A 19,311-nucleotide genomic window follows, 5' to 3' on the forward strand; every position below is an offset into this window, starting at 1 on the left:
CGCAGGGTGTCCTCGCCGCGATGGCGGGGGAGAGCCTGCCGGAAGCCTTCTCCGGGCTGCTGACCCCGGTGCTGCGCAAGGACCGTCCCGAGCCGGAGGCCTTCCTCGGCGCCCTCGCCGAGGCCTGGACCCGCGGCCTGCCCGTCGACCGGGCCGCCGTGGCCGGCGGTCCGGCGGCGGCCACCGCCCCCGTGGACCTTCCCACGTACGCCTTCCAGCGCAGCCGCTACTGGCCGCGCCCCGCCACCACCTCGGCGGACGTGGTCGCGGCCGGGCTCGGCGCCGCCGGGCACCCGCTGCTCGGCGCCACCGTGACGCCCGCCGACGGGGGGCAACTGCTGCTCACCGGGCGGATCTCCCTGCACAGCCACCCCTGGCTCGCCGACCACGCCGTGGCCGGCACGGTCCTGCTCCCCGGCACCGCCTTCGTCGAACTCGCCCTGCGCGCGGGCGACGAGGTGGGCTGCGGCGAGCTGGACGAGCTGGCCATCGAGACCCCCCTCGTCATCCCCGACCGGGGCGCCGTCCTGCTCCAGGTGCTCGTGGGCGCCGCCGACGAGGACGGCGGGCGGCCGGTGAGCGTCCACTCGCGTACCGAGGACGCCGACGCACTCTGGACCCGGCACGCCGCCGGACGGCTCGCCCCTGCCCCGGAAACGGCCCCCGAGCCCATCCCTGACCTGGCCGTATGGCCTCCGGCGGACGCCGAAGCGGTCGACCTCGACGGGTTCTATGAGGGGCTCGCGGCAGCCGGTTACGGGTACGGGCCGGCCTTCCAGGGGTTGGCCCGGGCCTGGCGGCGGAGCGACGGTGACGTGGTGTTCGCCGAGGTGGGGCTGCCCGATGCGCAGCAGGATGAGGCGGGCTGGTTTGCACTGCATCCGGCCCTGCTCGACGCTGCGCTGCACGGGCTCGCTGTCGCCGGGCCGGCCACGGACGCGGGGCAGGTCCGCCTGCCCTTCTCCTGGAGCGGTGTGCGTCTGCACGCCGTGGGAGCGTCCAGGCTGAGGGTGCGGCTGATGCCGGCCGGCCCGGATTCCCTCTCGCTCGACATCGCGGACCCGACCGGTCACCCGGTCGTCTCCGTCGCCTCGCTGGCGACCCGTACGGTCGCCGCCGAGCAGCTCACCGCCGCCGTGGCGGGCGCCGGTCACTCCGACGCCCTCTACCGGCTCGACTGGACCGCCGCTCCGCCGGTCGCCGGCACCGCCGGCGGGCCGCGGGTGGCGGTCGGCGGCGCGGGCGCGGACCACGCGGACCTCGCGTCCCTGCGGGCCGCCCTCGACGAGGGAGCCCCGGTCCCCGCGGCGGTGCTGCTGCACACCGGAGCCCCGACCGACGCCCCGGGTACGGGACTCGCCGGGGCCGCGCACGCGGCCACCGCCGCGCTGCTCGACACCCTGCAGACCTGGCTGGCCGACGAGCGCCTCGGGGCCACCCGGCTGGTCGTCGTCACGCGGGGCGCGGTGGCCGTCCTGCCCGGCGAGGACGTCACGGACCTGGCGCAGGCCCCCCTGTGGGGTCTCGTGCGGGCCGCCCAGGCCGAGAACCCCGGCCGCTTCGTCCTCCTCGACACCGATCCGGCCCCGGACGCCGACGCCGGTACGGGTGGACCCGTACTCCCCGAGGCGGTGTTCGCCGGGGACGAGCCGCAGGCCGCCCTCCGCGACGGCGCGCTCCTCGTCCCGCGCCTGGTGCGGGCCGCCGCCTCCGCCGGGGGCGGTACCCCGGTCCTGCCCGCCGGTTCTTCCTGGATCCTCAACAGCACCAGGGCCGGAACCCTCGACAGCCTGGGCTTCGTCCCGTCGCCGGCCGCCGGGATGGAGCTCGCCGAGGGCGAGATCCGCGTCGCCGTCCGGGCCGCCGGCCTGAACTTCCGCGACGTGATGATCGCGCTCGGCATGTACCCGGGCCTCGCCCGCATGGGCAACGAGGGCGCCGGCATCGTCACCGAGGTCGGCCCCGGGGTCACCGGCATCGAGGTCGGCGACAAGGTCACCGGCCTCATCCGGGGAGCGTTCGGCCCGGTCGCGGTCGTCGACCACCGCCTGGTGGTCCGCGTTCCCGACGGCTGGACCTTCGAGCAGGCCGCCGCGATCCCGACCGTCTTCCTGACCGCCTACTACGGGCTCGTCGACCTGGCCGGCCTGAAGGCCGGCGAGCGGGTCCTCGTCCACGCCACCGCCGGCGGCGTCGGCATGGCCGCCGTCCAGCTGATCCACCACCTGGGCGGCGAGGTGTTCGGCACGGCCAGCGAGGGCAAGTGGGACGTGCTCCGCGAACTGGGCCTGGACGAGGCGCACATCGCCTCCTCGCGCGACGCCTCCTTCGAGGAGCGGTTCCGCTCCGCCACCGGCGGCGAGGGCGTCGACGTGGTCCTGGACTGCCTGGCCGGGGAGCTGGTCGACGCGTCGCTGCGGCTGCTGCCGCGCGGCGGCCGGTTCCTGGAGATGGGCAAGACCGACGTCCGCGACCCCGAGGAAGTCGCCCGGCTCCACCCCGGGGTGACGTACCAGGCCTTCGACATGGTCGAGGGCGCCGGGCCCGAGCGCATCGGCGAGATGCTCGCCGAGCTGGGCCGGCTCTTCGGGGCGGGCGTGCTCCGGCCGCTGCCGGTCCGCGCCTGGGACATCCGCAAGGCCCCGGAGGCGTTCCGGTTCATGAGCCAGGCCAAGCACACCGGCAAGATCGTCCTCACCGTCCCGCAGACCTGGGACCCGGCCGGGACGGTCCTCGTGACCGGCGGTACGGGCACCCTGGGGGCGCTCGTCGCCAGGCACCTGGTCACCGAGCACGGCGTACGGCACCTGCTGCTGACGGGCCGGCGCGGCCCGCAGGCCCCCGGTGCGGCCGAACTCGTCGCAGAGATAGCACAGTTGGGCGCTACGGCCGAGGTCGTGGCGTGCGACGCCGCCGACCGCGACGCCCTCGCCGCCGTCCTCGCCGCGATCCCCGCCGACCGGCCGCTGCGCGCGGTCGTCCACACCGCCGGGGTCGTCGACGACGGTGTCCTCGGCTCGCTCGACGCCGACCGGCTGGCCCGCGTCCTGCGGCCCAAGGTCGACGCCGCCGTCAACCTGCACGAACTCACCCGCGACCTGGACCTGACCGCCTTCGTCCTCTACTCCTCCGTGGCCGGCGTCATGGGCGGCCCCGGCCAGGGCAACTACGCCGCCGCCAACGCCTTCCTCGACGCCCTCGCCCGGCACCGGCGGGCGCACGGCCTGCCGGGCGTCTCCCTCGCCTGGGGCCAGTGGGCCGAGTCCAGCGGCATGACCGCCGGACTCGACACCGCCGACCTCGCCCGGATGAGCCGCAGCGGAGTCCTGCCGCTGGACACCGAACAGGGCCTGGCCCTGTTCGACGAGGCGGCACGGCACGACGAGGCCCTGCTGGCGGCCGTCCGCCTGGACACCACCGCGCTGCGCGGCCAGGCGGACGCCGGCAGGCTGCCCGGAGTCCTCAAGGGGCTCGTCCGGGCCTCCGTACGCCGGGCCGCGGGCCGGGCGAACGCCGCCTCCGGGGCCCAGGCCCTCACCGAGCGGCTGTCCCGGCTCACCGGCGCCGAACGCGCCGAAGCCCTCCTCGACCTGGTCCGCACCCAGGTGGCCACCGTCCTCGCCCACCCCAACCCGGCGGCCATCGACACCGAACGCGGCTTCCTCGACCTCGGCTTCGACTCGCTGACGGCCGTGGAACTGCGCAACGGACTCGGCGCGGCCACCGGTCTCCGGCTCCCCACCACGCTGATCTTCGACTACCCGTCGCCCGCCGCCCTCGCCGGTTTCCTCCACACGGAACTGGATCCGGGCGACGGCGCCGACGGGCCCCGGGAGGCCGCGGTGCTCGACGCCATGGCCGGCTGGGAGGCGGCCGTCGCCGCGCTGCCGGAAGGCAGCGACGGCAGGGAACGGGCCGTCAACCGGCTCCGCTCGATCCTTTGGAAGCTCGAACAGTCCGGCACCGCGCACGACACCGACGACGAAGCACAGACCTCCGACGGGACCGCGGAGATCACCTCGGCGAGCGACGACGAGATGTTCGCCCTCATCGAGAAGGAACTCGGTCTCAGCTGATCCCCGCCCCGTCGTCCTGACCGTCCCACCGGAGGCACTGCCACGATGGCCAGCAGTAACGAAGACAAGCTCCGCGACTACCTGAAACTCGTCACCGCCGACCTCCAGCAGACGCGCAAGCGCCTGCAGGCCGCGGAGGCCAAGGAGCAGGAGCCGATCGCCATCGTCGCCATGGCCTGCCGCTATCCGGGGGACGTCGGCTCGCCCGAGGACCTGTGGCGGCTGGTGGCGGAAGGCGGCGACGGCATCGTCGCCTTCCCCACCGACCGCGGCTGGGACCTCGAAGGACTCTACGACCCGGACCCGGACGCCCACGGCGCCAGCTACGTCCGGGAGGGCGGGTTCGTCCACGACGCGGCCGGGTTCGACGCGGGCTTCTTCGGCATCCCGCCGCGCGAGGCCCTCGCCATGGACCCCCAGCAGCGGCTCTTCCTGGAGTCCTCCTGGGAGGTCTTCGAACGCGCCGGGATCGACCCGGCCACCCTCAAGGGCAGCCGCACCGGCGTCTTCGTCGGCGCCGGCAACCCCGGCTACCTGGGCGGCGGCACCGGAACCCCGCACCGCGAGGTCGAGGGCTACACCCTCACCGGCAACGTCAACAGCGTCATCTCCGGCCGCGTCGCCTACACCTTCGGGCTGGAGGGCCCGGCGATCACCGTCGACACGGCCTGCTCCTCCTCCCTCGTCGCCGTCCACCAGGCCACCCAGGCCCTGCGCGCCGACGAGTGCACCATGGCGATCGCCGGCGGCGTCACCGTCATGCCCAACCCGTGGCTCTTCCAGGAGTTCAGCCGCCAGCGCGGCCTGGCCGCCGACGGCCGCTGCAAGGCCTTCTCCGCCACCGCCGACGGCACCATCTGGGGCGAGGGCGTCGGCGTGCTCCTCCTGGAGAAGCTCTCCGACGCCCGCCGCAACGGACACCGCGTCCTGGCCGTCGTCCGCGGCTCCGCCGTCAACCAGGACGGTGCGAGCAGCGGCCTGACCGCCCCCAACGGCCCCTCGCAGCAGCGCGTCATCCGCCAGGCCCTCGCCAACGCCCGGCTCGCCCCGCAGGACGTGGACGCCGTCGAGGCGCACGGCACCGGTACCGCCCTCGGTGACCCCATCGAGGCGCAGGCCCTGCTGGCCACCTACGGTCAGGACCGGCCCGCGGACCGGCCGCTGCTGCTGGGCTCCGTCAAGTCCAACATCGGCCACACGGCCGCCGCTGCGGGAGTCGCGGGCATCATCAAGATGGTCATGGCCATGCGGGAGGGCGTGCTGCCGCGCACCCTCCACGTGGACGAACCCACCCCCCAGGTGGACTGGTCCGCCGGCGCCGTCGAACTGCTCACCGAGCAGGCCGCCTGGCCGGAGACCGACCGTCCGCGCCGCGCGGGCGTCTCGTCCTTCGGCATCAGCGGCACCAACGCCCACGTGATCGTCGAGCAGGCCCCCGCCGGCGCACCGGAGGCACAGCCCGCCCCGGCCGCCGCCGGACCGCTGCCATGGGTGGTCTCGGCGCACAGCGCGCAGGCACTGCGCGGCCAGGCCGAGCGCCTCCTCGGCCTCGACGCCGCCCTCCCGGCGGCGGACGTCGCGGCAGCGCTCGTGACGACCCGGTCGGCGCTGGAGCACCGCGCGGTGGTCCTCGCCGAGGACACCGACGGCTTCCGTTCCGGCCTGCGGGCCCTCGCCGACGGCACCCCGGACGGGTCGGTCTCCGAGGGCACGGCACGCCCCGGGAAGTCCGCCTTCCTGTTCTCGGGTCAGGGCGCGCAGCGTCCGGGGATGGGGCGTGAGCTGTACGAGGCGCAGCCGGTGTTCGCGGCCGCGTTCGACGAGGTGTGCGGACGGTTCGAGTTCCCGTTGAAGGACCTCGTGTTCGGGGGCGGGGAGGAGGTCCACCGCACGGAGGTCACCCAGCCGGCCCTCTTCGCCGTCGAGGTGGCGCTGTACCGGCTGGCGGAGTCGTTCGGTCTGCGTCCGGACTTCGTCGCGGGTCATTCGATCGGTGAGATCGCGGCCGCCCACGTCGCCGGGGTCCTCTCCCTGGCGGACGCGGCCCGTCTGGTGGCGGCSCGCGGTGCGCTGATGGGCGCCCTGCCCGAGGGCGGGGCGATGGTCTCCGTACGGGCCACCGAGGACGAGGTCCGGGAGCTGCTGAGCGGCGACGTCGACATCGCCGCGGTCAACGGGCCGGAATCCGTGGTGATTTCGGGTGCGGCGGAGGCAGTCCTCGCGGTGGCCGCCACGCTCGGGGAGCGGGGTCGCAAGACCAAGCGGCTGACGGTCTCGCACGCCTTCCACTCCCCGCTGATGGAGCCGATGCTCGACGCGTTCCGCGAGGTCGCGGAAACCCTCACCTACTCCGCCCCCTCCATCCCGGTCGTCTCGAACGTCACCGGCGAGCAGATCACGGAGTTCTGCGCCGCCTACTGGGTCGAGCACGTCCGTGGTGCGGTCCGTTTCGGCGACGGGGTCCGCCACCTCGCCGAACGCGGTGTCGGCCACTTCCTGGAGCTCGGTCCGGCCGGGGTGCTCACCGCGATGGCCCGGGAGAACCTCCCCGAGGACTTCGACGGCCTGGTCACCACCGCCCTCGACAAGAACCGCCCCGAACCCACCGCCTTCCTCGGCGCCCTCGCCCAGGCCTGGACCCGCGGCCTCCCCGTCGACTGGACGGCCCTCCTCACCCCGGCCGACCCGGCGCGCTCCGTCGAGCTGCCCACGTACGCCTTCCAGCACCGCCACTACTGGCTGACCCCCGAGACCGGAGCCCCCCGCGACGCGGCCGAGGAGCGGTTCTGGCAGGCCGTCGACGAGGAGGACGTCGACACCCTCATCGCCACCCTCGACATCGACGGGGACAAGCCCCTGCGCGAGGCCCTCCCCGACATGGCCTCCTGGCTGCGCCGCCGCCGCGCCCCCGAGACCCGTACCGCCCTGGAGGCCCTGCACTCCGCACCCGACGAGGAGGCCGAGCGGGCCGCCGGGTCGGCGCTGCGCGAGAAGCTCCGGGACCTCACGGAGGCCGAGCAGCTGCGCACCGTCCTGGACCTCGTACGCGCCCACGCCGCCGCCGTTCTCGGCCACGACGGGCCGGCCGCCATCGACCCGCGGCGGGCCTTCAAGGAGCTGGGCTTCGACTCGCTGGCCGCCGTCAACCTGCGCAACCGGCTGAACACCGCCACCGGCCTGCGGCTGCCCACGGCCTTCGCCTACGACCACCCGACCCCCGCCGCCGTCGCCGCGTTCGTCCGCGCCGAAGTGCTCGGGGAGCGCACCGCCGCCGTCACCGGCCACATCGCGGGCGCGGCCGCCCACGACGAGCCCATCGCGATCGTCGCCATGGCCTGCCGCTACCCCGGCGGGGTCCGCTCGCCCGAGGACCTGTGGCAGCTCGTCGACACGGGCGCCGACGTCATCTCCCCCTTCCCCGTCGACCGCGGCTGGGACCTGGAGGCCCTCTACCACCCGGACCCCGACCACCCCGGCACGACCTACGTCCGCGAGGGCGGGTTCCTCCACGACGCCGCCGACTTCGACCCGGCCTTCTTCGGGATCTCCCCCCGCGAGGCCGTCGCCATGGACCCGCAGCAGCGGCTGCTGCTGGAGGCCTCCTGGGAGGTCTTCGAGCGGGCCGGCATCGACCCGACGAGCGTGAAGTCCGCACCCATCGGCGTCTTCGCGGGCGCCACCCAGCCCGGCTACTTCGGCGGGCTCCGGCAGATGGGCGGCGAAGGTGTCGAGGGCTACTCCCTCACCGGCAACCTGACGAGCGTCATCTCCGGCCGCATCGCCTACAGCTTCGGGCTGGAGGGGCCGGCCGTCACCGTCGACACCGCCTGCTCCTCCTCCCTCGTCGCCCTGCACCTCGCCGCCCAGGCCCTGCGGGCCGGCGAGTGCACCATGGCGCTGGCCGCGGGTGTCACCGTCATGCCGACGCCCGACCTGTTCGTGGAGTTCAGCCGCCAGCGCGGCCTGGCCGCCGACGGCCGCTGCAAGGCCTTCTCCTCCTCCGCCGACGGAACCGCCTGGTCGGAGGGGGCCGGAGTCCTCCTGCTGGAGAAGCTCTCCGACGCCCGCCGCAACGGCCACCGGGTCCTCGCCGTCGTCCGCGGCACCGCGACCAACCAGGACGGCGCGAGCAACGGCCTCATGGCCCCCAACGGGCCCTCCCAGCAGCGCGTCATCCGCCAGGCCCTCGCCAACGCCCGGCTGACCGCGCGGGACGTGGACGCCGTCGAGGCGCACGGCACCGGTACCGCCCTCGGTGACCCGATCGAGGCGCAGGCCCTGCTGGCCACCTACGGTCAGGACCGGCCCGAGGACCGGCCCCTGCTGCTCGGCTCGATCAAGTCGAACATCGGCCACACCTCTGCCGCCGCCGGAGTCGCCGGCGTCATGAAGATGGTCATGGCCATGCGCCACGGCGTACTGCCCAGGACCCTGCACGTGGACGAGGCGTCCCCGTACGTCGACTGGTCCGCGGGCGCGGTGGAACTGCTCACCGAGCCTGTGGAATGGCCGGAGACCGGCCGCCCGCGCCGGGCCGGCGTCTCCTCGTTCGGCGTCAGCGGCACCAACGCCCACGTGATCATCGAGGAGGGCCCGCAGGAGCCCGCACCGCAGACCGGGAACGGGGACGCGGACGGGACCGCGCCCGCCGCCGGGACCGCGCCCGGCGAGCTGCTGCCCTGGCTGGTCTCCGCCCGCACCCCCGACGCCCTGACCGAGCAGGCGCGCCGCCTGCGGGACCTCACCGAGGCCTGCCCCACGCTGGACACGGCGAGCACTGCCTCCGCCCTGCTGGCCTGGCGCGCACAGCTGGAGAGCCGCGCCGTGGTCCTGGCCGACAGCCGCCAGGGCTACCTGGACGGCCTCGACGCCCTCGCGGCCGGCGCCTCGGCACCCGGCACCTTCCGCGGCGAGTCCGTCCCGGGTGCCCGTACCGCCTTCCTGTTCTCCGGCCAGGGCGCGCAGCGCGCCGGCATGGGCCGGGAACTGTACGACGCCCAGCCGGTGTTCGCGGACGCCTTCGACGAGGTCTGCGCCCACTTCGCGATCCCGCTGAAGGAGCTCGTCTTCGGCGGCGGGGACGAGGTCCACCGCACCGAGTTCACCCAGCCCGCGCTGTTCGCCGTCGAGGTCGCGCTCTTCCGCGTACTGGAGTCCTACGGCATCCGCCCGGACCTCGTCGCCGGCCACTCGATCGGCGAGATCGCCGCCGCGCACGTCGCCGGGGTGCTGTCCCTGGCGGACGCGGCCCGGCTGGTGACGGCCCGCGGCGCCCTGATGGGCGCCCTGCCCGAGGGCGGCGCGATGGTCTCCGTCCGCGCCACCGAGGACGAGGTCCGCCCGCTCCTGAAGGGCGACGTCGACATCGCCGCGGTCAACGGCCCGGAGTCGGTGGTGATCTCGGGTGCCGAGGACGCGGTCCTGGACGTGGCCGCGACGCTGGCGGAGCAGGGCCGCAAGACCAAGCGGCTGAAGGTCTCGCACGCCTTCCACTCACCCCTCATGGAGCCGATGCTCGACGCGTTCCGCGAGGTCGCCGAGACCCTGGACCACGCGACCCCCACGATCCCGGTCGTCTCCAACGTCACCGGCGAGCAGATCACGGACTTCTCCGCCGCCTACTGGGTCGAGCACGTCCGCGCCGCCGTCCGCTTCGCCGACGGCGTCACCCACCTCGCCGGACAGGGCGTCACCCACTTCCTGGAACTCGGCCCGCAGGGCGTCCTCGCGGCCATGGCGGGGGAGTCCCTTCCCGACACCTTCTCCGGCCTGCTGACCCCCGTCCTGCGCAAGGACCGCCCCGAGCCGGAGGCCTTCCTCGGCGCCCTCGCCGAAGCCTGGACCCGCGGCCTGCCCGTCGACTGGACACCGCCGCTCGCCGACCGCCCCGCCTGCCGGGTCGACCTGCCCACGTACGCCTTCCAGCGCAGCCGCCACTGGCTCGACGCCACCCCCGCCGGCGGCAGCGGCCCCGCCGCACAGGACGAGGTCGACAGCGAGTTCTGGGCGGCCGTCGAACGCGAGGACCTCCAGGCCCTCGCCGGCACCCTCCGCCTCCCCGACGAGGAGCAGCTGCGCGGCGTCCTGCCCGCCCTGTCCACCTGGCGGCGCGGTCGCCGCGAGCAGCACACCATCGACTCCTGGCGCTACCGCATCACCTGGAAGCCCGCCGCCGACCCGGCCGCCGCCACCCGCACGGCCGGACACTGGCTGCTCGTCGTACCCGACGGCGCGGACCCCACCGCCGGGCCGCTCGCCGACCGGGCCGCCGCCGCCCTCAGCGCGGCCGGAGCCACCACCACCGCCCTGCGCCTCGACGCGACCGCCGCCGACCGCACCGACTGGGCCGCCCGGCTGCGCGCCGGGGCGGACACCGGCGAGGAGCTCGCGGGCGTGCTCTCCCTCCTCCCGCTCGACGTCCGCCCGCACACCGCACAGCCCGGGGTCAGCGCCGCGCTCGCCGCGACCGCCGCCCTGGCGCAGGCCCTCGGCGACGCCGGAGTCGGCGCCCCCCTGTGGAACCTGACCAGCGGCGCCGTCTCCACCGGACCCTCCGACCCGACGGCCGACCCCACCGGGGCCCAGGCCCAGGTCTGGGCGCTCGGCCGGGTCGCCGCCCTCGAATACCCCGACCGCTGGGGCGGCCTCGTCGACGTGCCCCACGACCTCGACGAGCGGGCCGCCGCCCGCCTCGCCGCCGTCCTGGCCGCACCCGACGGGGAGGACCAGCTCGCCGTCCGCGGAGCGGGAGTCCTGGTACGCCGACTGCGCCGCGCCCCCGCACCCGCCGACCGGCCCGCCGCCGCACCCTGGCGGCCCACCGGAACCGTCCTGGTCACCGGCGGCACCGGCGCCCTGGGCAGCCGGCTCGCCGGCTGGCTCGCCGAAGGCGGCGCCGACCACCTGCTGCTGACCAGCCGGCGCGGCGCGGACGCCCCCGGCGCCACCGAACTCGCCGCCGCCCTGCGCGCGTCGGGCACCGAGGTCACCCTCGCCGCCTGCGACGTCTCGGACCGCGACCAGCTCACCGCCCTGCTGGCCTCCGTACCGGCGGACCGGCCGCTGACCGCCGTCGTCCATGCGGCGGGCGTCTCCGACAACGGCTTCATGGACGAGGTCACCGCCGGCCACCTGGCCCACGTACTGCGCCCCAAGGCGGTCGCCGCCGACCTGCTCGACGAACTCACCCGCGACCTGGACCTGTCCGCGTTCGTCGTCTTCGCGTCCAGCGCCGGCATGTGGGGCAGCGGCGGCCAGGCCGCCTACGCCGCCGCCAACGCCCACCTCGACGCCCTCGCCGAACGCCGCCGGGCCCACGGCCTGCCCGCCACCGCCGTCGCCTGGGGCCCCTGGGCCGAAGCCGGCATGGCGGCCTCCGAGGACATCGACGAGCACCTGCGCCGCCGCGGCGTGATCGGCATCGCGCCCGGCACCGCCATCGCCGCCCTCCAGCAGGCCCTCGACCTCGACGAGACGTGCATCGGCGTCGCCGACGTCGACTGGGCGCTGTTCGCCCCCACCTACACGGCCATGCGGCACAGCGCCCTGATCAGCGAACTCCCCGACGTGCAGGCCGCGTTGACGGACGACGGCCCGGAGGGCGGGCAGGGCGCCGCCGCCTCGGCGTCCGCCCTCAGGCAGCGGCTCGCCGCCGCCGCGCCCGCCGAACAGCAGCACCTCCTCGTGGAACTGGTCCGCGGCCACGCGGCCGCGGTCCTCGGACACCGCACCGCCGACGGGGTCCAGGAGGCGCGGCCCTTCAAGGACCTCGGCTTCGACTCGCTCAGCGCCGTCGAACTGCGCAACCGCGTCGCGGCCGACACCGGCCTGAAGCTGTCCGCGACCCTCCTCTTCGACCACCCCACGCCCGCCGCGCTCGCACAGCACCTGCGCGAGCACCTCCAGGGCGGCGACATCGAGACGGACCGGTCCGTCCTCGCCGACCTCGACCGCATCGACGCGGCCCTCACCCGGCTCACCCCGGACGACGGGGCGCGCCACCGCATCGCCGGCCGCCTCCAGGTGCTGCTCACCAAGTGGGGCGGCACCAGCCCGGAGAAGGCCGAAGAAGCCGACGCCCACGACGAACTGGCGTCCGCCTCGGCAGAAGAGATCTTCGCGTTCATCCACGAAGAGCTCGGCAAGTCGTAGCCCGTGCCGGAACGTCATCCAAGGAGCTCCCGCCAGATGGACAACGAACAGAAGCTGCTCGATCACCTCAGGTGGGTGACCGCCGAGCTGAAGCAGACCCGGCAGCGGCTGCGCGAGGTCGAGGCGGACGAGCCCGAGCCGATCGCCGTCGTCGGCATGGCGTGCCGCTACCCCGGCGGCGTGCGCTCGCCCGAGGACCTGTGGCGCCTCGTCCGCGACGGCCGCGACGCCGTCTCCGGCTTCCCCGTCAACCGCGGCTGGGACCTCGACTCCCTCTACGACCCGGACCCCGACCACCTCGGCACCACGTACGTCCGCGAGGGCGGCTTCGTCCACGACGCGGGCGACTTCGACGCCGACTTCTTCGGGATCTCCCCGCGCGAGGCCCTCGCCATGGACCCCCAGCAGCGGCTGCTGCTGGAGACCGCCTGGGAGGCCTTCGAACGGGCGTCCGTGGACCCGACGGCGGTCGCCGGCAGCCGGACCGGCGTCTACGTCGGCACCACCTACACCGGCTACGGCAGCGACCGGGAGGGGGCCGCCGAGAACGTCGAGGGCCACCTGATGACCGGCATCGCGACCGCCGTGTCCTCCGGGCGGCTGTCGTACGCCTTCGGGCTGGAGGGCCCGGCCGTCTCCGTCGACACCATGTGCTCCTCCTCCCTCGTCGCCATCCACCTGGCCGTGCAGTCGCTGCGCCAGGGCGAGTGCGCGCTCGCCCTCGCGGGCGGCGCGCAGATCATGTCGACGCCCGAGGTGTACGTCGAGTTCAGCCGCCAGCGCGGGCTCTCCCCGGACGGCCGCTGCAAGCCGTTCGCGGCAGCCGCCGACGGCACCGGCTGGTCGGAGGGCGTGGGCGTCCTGCTGCTGGAGAAGCTGTCGGACGCCCGCCGCAACGGACACCGGGTCCTGGCCGTCGTCCGCGGCTCCGCCGTCAACCAGGACGGCGCCAGCAACGGCCTGACCGCCCCCAACGGCCCCTCCCAGCAGCGGGTCATCGAGGAGGCCCTCGCCAACGCCCGGCTCTCGCCCCACGAGGTCGACCTCGTCGAGGCGCACGGCACCGGCACCACCCTCGGCGACCCCATCGAGGCGCAGGCCCTCCTCGCCACGTACGGCCGCAGCCGCCCCGAGGGCCGCCCCCTGCACCTGGGATCCATCAAGTCCAACATCGGCCACTCGGCGGCCGCGGCGGGCGTCGCGGGCGTGATCAAGGCCGTGATGTCCGTACGCGACGGGGTGCTGCCCCGCAGCCTGCACATCGACGGCCCCACCCCCGAGGTCGACTGGTCGTCCGGCGCCGTGGAACTCCTCACCGAGGAACGGCCCTGGCCCGCCACGGAGGGCCCCCGCACCGCCGCCGTCTCCTCGTTCGGCGCGAGCGGCACCAACGCCCACGTGATCGTCCAGGCCGCCGGCCAGGACACGGACCAGGACGCGGACGCGGAATCCGCCCCGCGGGCACCCGAGCGGGCCCGGCCGGTGTTCCCCGCCGCCACCCTGCCCTGGGTGCTCTCCGGCCGTACCGCCGAGGGCCTGCGCGGCCAGGCGGCCCGGCTGCGCGCCTTCGCCGACACCCCCGGCACCGCCGACACCCCGGTATCCGACGCCGCCATCGGCCTCGCCCTGGCCACGACGCGGGCCGGACTGGAGCGGCGCGGAGTCGTCCCGGCGGGCTCGCGGGCCGGCCTGGACGCGCTGGCCGCCGGGCTTCCGGCGGCAGGCGTCGTGGAGGGCGCTGTGATCACGGGAGCGGAGCGCCCGGTGTTCGTGTTCCCGGGGCAGGGTTCCCAGTGGGCGGGGATGGCGGTGGAGCTGTACGACTCGTCGCCGGTGTTCGCGGCCCGTCTGGAGGCGTGCGCCGTGGCGCTGGCCCCGTTCACGGACTGGTCGCTGCTGGAGGTGTTGCGGCAGGAGGCCGGGGCTCCGGGGTTCGACCGGGTGGATGTGGTCCAGCCGGCGCTGTGGGCGGTGATGGTGTCGCTCGCGGAGTTGTGGCGTGCGGCCGGGGTCGTTCCGGCGGCTGTGGTGGGTCACTCGCAGGGGGAGATCGCGGCGGCGGCCGTGTCCGGGGCTCTGTCGCTGGAGGATGCGGCGAAGGTGTCCGCGCTGCGGGCCAAGGCGCTGCTCGCCCTGGCCGGCAGGGGCGGCATGGTGTCGGTGGCCGAGACGGCCGATGCGGTGGTGGAACGTATCTCCGGCTGGGGTGAGCGGCTGGCGCTGGCTTCCGTCAACGGTCCGCAGTCGACGGTGGTTTCGGGTGCTCCGGAGGCTCTGGACGAGCTGATGGCGGCCTGTGAGGCCGATGGGGTGCGTGCCCGTCGGATCAATGTGGACTACGCCTCGCACGGTCCGCAGGTGGAGTCCATCCGTGACGAGGTCATCGGACTGCTGTCCGGGATCGAGCCGCGGACGGCCGAGCTCCCGTTCTTCTCGACGGTGACGGGGGAGTGGGCCGACGGTTCCGAGCTGGACGCGGAGTACTGGTACACCAACCTCCGCCGCACCGTCCGTTTCCAGGACGCCATCGGCGCCCTGCTGGAGCGCGGCCACGGGCTGTTCGTGGAGTCCAGTGCCCACCCGGTGCTGACGATCGGGGTCCAGGAGACCATCGAGGCCGTCGGCGCGTCCGCCGTCACCCTCGGCACCCTGCGCCGCGACGAGGACGGGCCGCAGCGCTTCCTCGCCTCCCTCGCCCAGGCCTGGACCCACGGCGCCCCCGTCGACTGGCAGGGCGTCTGCGCGACCCCGGACGCCCCGGCCGACCTGCCCACGTACGCCTTCCAGCGCCGCACGTACTGGCTCGAAGGAGCCCCGGCGGCCGACCGGACCCCCGTCGTGGACGAGGTCGAGGCCGGCTTCTGGAACTCTGTGGAGAGCGCCGACGTCGCCGCCCTCGCCGACACCCTCGCGCTCGACGACACCGGACCGCTCCGGGAACTGCTGCCCGCCCTCTCCGCCTGGCGCCGCGACCGCCGCGAGGCGAGCGCCCTCGACGCCCGCCGCTACCGCGTCACCTGGCAGCACCTCCCCGACACGGACACCGCCACCGACCCCGCACGGCTCTCCGGCGACTGGCTGCTGCTGGCCCCCGAAGGCACCGCCGCCGCGCCGTTCGAGGAGCTGCTGACCACCCACGGCGCCCGCCCCCGCCTCCTCGCCCTCGACCCCTCCCGGGCCGACCGGGACGCCTGGGCCGGAGCCCTGCGGACGGCGCAGGACGGCCACGAGCCGTTCGCGGGAGTCCTCTGCCTCCTCTCCGCCGACGAGACCTCCGGGCTCCTCGCCACCCTCGTCGCCACCCAGGCACTCGACGACGCGGGCATCGAAGCCCCCCTGTGGGCCGTCACCCGAGGGGCCGTCGCCGCCGGACCCGAGGACGCCCCGCGCAGCGCCGCACAGGCGCAGGTCTGGGGCCTGGGCCTGGTGGCCGCACTGGAGCGGCCGCGCGGCTGGGGCGGCCTCGTCGACCTGCCCGCCGACCTCGACGAGGCGGCCGCCGCGCGCCTCGCCGGGGCCCTCGCGGGCCGTGACGGCGAGGACCAGATCGCCGTCCGCACCGCCGGCACCTACGTACGCCGGCTCGTGCGCGCCGCCCTGCCCGACGGCGCCCCCGCGCGCACCTGGCAGCCGTCCGGCACGATCCTGATCACCGGAGCCGCCGGCCCGCTCGGCGCCGAGACGGCCCGCCGGTTCGCCGCCGCCGGCGCCGGCCACCTCCTGCTCACCGCGGCTCCCGCAGAGTTCACCCCCGCCCTCGAAGCCCTGGCGGGCGAACTCGCCGCGCGGGGCACCGAGGTCACCCTGGAGGAGTGGGACGGCGCCGACCCGGCGGCCCTCGCCGCGCTGACCGCCCGCGCCGAACAGGCGGGACGGCCGCCCGTACGCACCGTCGTCCACGCCGCCGCGCACGTCGAACTGGCCCCCCTCGCCGCCACCACCGCCCGGCACCTGGAGGAGGCCCTCGCCGCCAAGGTCAGCTCCGCCCGAGCCCTCGACGAGGTGTTCTCGGCGGACGGCCCCGACCTGGACGCGTTCGTCCTCTTCTCTTCCGTCACCGCCTACTGGGGCGGCGGAGAACACGCCGCGTTCGCCGCCGCCAACGCCCACCTCGACGCCCTCGCCCAGCAGCGCCGCGCCCGCGGCCTGCCGGCCACCGCCGTCGGCTGGGGCGTGTGGGACCTGTTCGACGCGGACGCCCACCCCGACGAGGCACGCGAACTCCACGAGCGATCCGCCCGGCGCGGCCTCCCGCTCCTCGACCCCGAGGCCGCCCTGCACGCCCTGCGGCGGATCCTCGACCACGACGAGACGGCCGTGGCCGTGGCCGACGTCGACTGGGACCGCTTCCTGCCCCTGTTCACCTCGGCCCGTACGGGACGCCTCACCGACGGCGTCCCCGAAGCCCGCCGGATCCTCGCGCAGCCCGGCGCGGGCGGCGCCGACACCGGGGACGCCGGGGACACGGGAGCAGCCGAAGCGCTGCGCCACAAGCTCGCCGAACTGTCCGGCGAGGAACAGGACCGGGTGCTCACGGACCTGGTGTGCGGCCACGCCGCCGCCGTCCTCGGCCACGCCTCGGCCGGCGCCGTCGACGCCGGCCGGGCCTTCAAGGACCTCGGCTTCGACTCGCTGACGGCCGTCGGCCTGCGCAACGGGCTGAACGCCGCCACCGGACTGGGCCTGCCCGCCACGATGGTCTTCGACTACCCCACCCCCGGCGCGCTCGCCGGCTACCTGCGCGGCCGGCTCCTCGACGGCGCGGGCACCCGGCGCGAAGAGGCGACCACGGACTCCGTCCACGGCGACCTCGACCGCATCGAGTCCGACCTGCTGTCGCTGACACCCGGCCAGGACGAGCGCAAGGACCTCACCCGCCGCCTGGAGGCACTGCTCTCCCGCTGGAAGGACGCACAGGCCGCGGCGGACGCCGAATCCGTCAGCGGAAAGCTCGACGCCGCGTCCGACGAAGAGATATTCGCATTCATCCGCAAGGAATTCGGCCGCCCGGAGTAAGGGCGTCCTCCGGCCAGTCGGTCACACGAATTCCAGCTCTATTCGAGAGGTTCAAAGAGGTCCCCATGGCGACGAACGAAGAGACGCTCCGCGACTACCTCAAGTGGGTCACCGCCGATCTGCACGAGACGAAGCAGCGGCTGCGCGAGGCCGAGGACGCCGGACACGAGCCGATCGCGATCGTCGGCATGGCCTGCCGCTTCCCCGGCGGCGTCGCGTCGCCGGAGGACCTGTGGCGCCTGGTGTCGGACGGCGGGGACGCCATAGGCCCCTTCCCCGAGGACCGCGGCTGGGACCTCGACGCGATCTACGACCCGGACCCGGAGCGCTCCGGCCGCACCTACGTACGCGAAGGCGGATTCCTCTACGAGGCCGGGGAATTCGACCCGGGCGTCTTCGGGATCTCCCCGCGCGAGGCCCTCGCGATGGACCCGCAGCAGCGCCTCGTCATGGAAGCCGCCTGGGAGGCCTTCGAGCGGGCCGGGATCGACCCGCAGTCCGTGAAGGGCAGCCGCACCGGCACCTTCGTCGGCTGCTACAACCTCGACTACTGCTGGTCCCTGCCCTCCATCCCCGAGGGCTACGAGGGCCACCTGACCACCGGCAGCGCGGCCAGCGTCGTCTCCGGCCGCGTCGCCTACACCTTCGGCCTTGAGGGCCCGGCCGTCTCCGTCGACACCGCCTGTTCCTCGGGCCTCGTCGCCCTGCACATGGCCGCCCAGGCGCTGCGCGCCGACGAGTGCTCCATGGCGCTCGTCGGCGGCGTCACCGTCATGTCCACCCCGCTGGAGTTCATCGGCTACAGCGAGCAGCGCGGCATGGCCGCCGACGGCCGCTGCAAGGCCTTCTCCGCGGGCGCCGACGGCATGGCGCTCGCCGAGGGCGCCGGCATCCTCCTCGTCGAGCGGCTCTCCGACGCCGTGCGCAACGGCCACGAGGTGCTGGCCGTCGTACGGGGATCGGCGACCAACCAGGACGGCGCCAGCAACGGCATGACCGCCCCCAACGGCCCCTCCCAGCAGCGCGTCATCAAGCAGGCCCTCGCCAACGCCCGGCTGACCGCCCAGGACGTCGACGTCGTCGAGGCGCACGGCACCGGCACGGCCCTCGGCGACCCGATCGAGGCCGGGGCGCTGCTCGCGACCTACGGGCAGCGGCCCGCGGACGCCACCCCGCTGCGGCTGGGCTCCGTGAAGTCCAACATCGGCCACACGCAGGCCGCTTCGGGCATCGCCGGCGTCATCAAGATGGTCATGGCGATGCGGGACGGCGTCATGCCCAAGACCCTCCACGTCAGCGAGCCCTCCCCGCACATCGACTGGTCCGCCGGCGCGGTGGAACTCCTCACCGAGCCCGCCGCCTGGACCGTCGACGGCCGCCCGCGCCGGGCCGCCGTCTCCTCGTTCGGCATCAGCGGCACCAACGCCCACATCATCCTGGAGCAGCACCTCGCACAGGACGGGGCGGAGGAGGCCGTCGAGAGCGCCGCGCCCCAGGCCCCCGCCGCGGCTCCGGCCGTCGTCACCGGCGGGCCGGTCCCGTGGCCCCTGTCCGGCAAGACCACCGAGGCCCTGCACGGGCAGGCGGCCCGGCTGCGCGCCCACGCGGAGTCCGACACCGACCTGGAACCCGCCGCCGTGGCCCGGGCCCTGGTGACGACGCGGGCCGGGCTGGAGCGGCGCGGAGTCGTCCTGGCGGCCGACCGGGACGGCTTCCTGACCGGCCTGGACGCGCTGGCCGCCGGGCTTCCGGCGACGGGGGTCGTGGACGGCGGCGTGGTCAAGGGCGCGGACCGCCCCGTGTTCGTCTTCCCCGGGCAGGGTTCCCAGTGGGCGGGGATGGCGGTGGAGCTGTACGACGCCTCGCCGGTGTTCGCCGCCCGCCTCGACGACTGCGAGCGGGCCCTTGCCCCGCACACGGACTGGTCCCTGCTGGACGTGCTCCGCCAGAAGGACGGCGCGCCGGGCTTCGACCGGGTGGATGTGGTCCAGCCCGCGCTGTGGGCGGTGATGGTGTCCCTCGCCGAGCTGTGGCGGGCCAACGGCGTCGTTCCGGCCGCGGTCGTCGG

Annotated in this window: 4 protein-coding genes; all 4 read left to right on the top strand. The window is 75.2% G+C overall.

Annotation, left to right across the window (positions count from 1 at the left end):
* Positions 1-4,076 (top strand): SDR family NAD(P)-dependent oxidoreductase (locus tag AB4039_RS36710; protein ID WP_442272794.1); only part of this gene is annotated, 4,076 nt, incomplete at its 5' end.
* Between the two features lie 45 nt (positions 4,077-4,121).
* Complete coding sequence (locus AB4039_RS36715) at positions 4,122-12,227, top strand: type I polyketide synthase (RefSeq protein WP_442272795.1); 8,106 nt, start codon at positions 4,122-4,124, stop codon at positions 12,225-12,227.
* A 3-nt stretch (positions 12,228-12,230) separates the two neighbouring features.
* Positions 12,231-17,243 (top strand): type I polyketide synthase, encoded by a 5,013-nt coding sequence (locus AB4039_RS36720; protein ID WP_442272796.1) that lies wholly within the window; start codon positions 12,231-12,233, stop codon positions 17,241-17,243.
* A 65-nt stretch (positions 17,244-17,308) separates the two neighbouring features.
* Positions 17,309-19,311: type I polyketide synthase (locus AB4039_RS36725; RefSeq protein WP_442272797.1), on the top strand; the 2,003-nt coding region annotated here is incomplete at its 3' end.

It is taken from the genome of Streptomyces sp. M-16 (assembly GCF_052114405.1).
Lineage (GTDB): Bacteria > Actinomycetota > Actinomycetes > Streptomycetales > Streptomycetaceae > Streptomyces.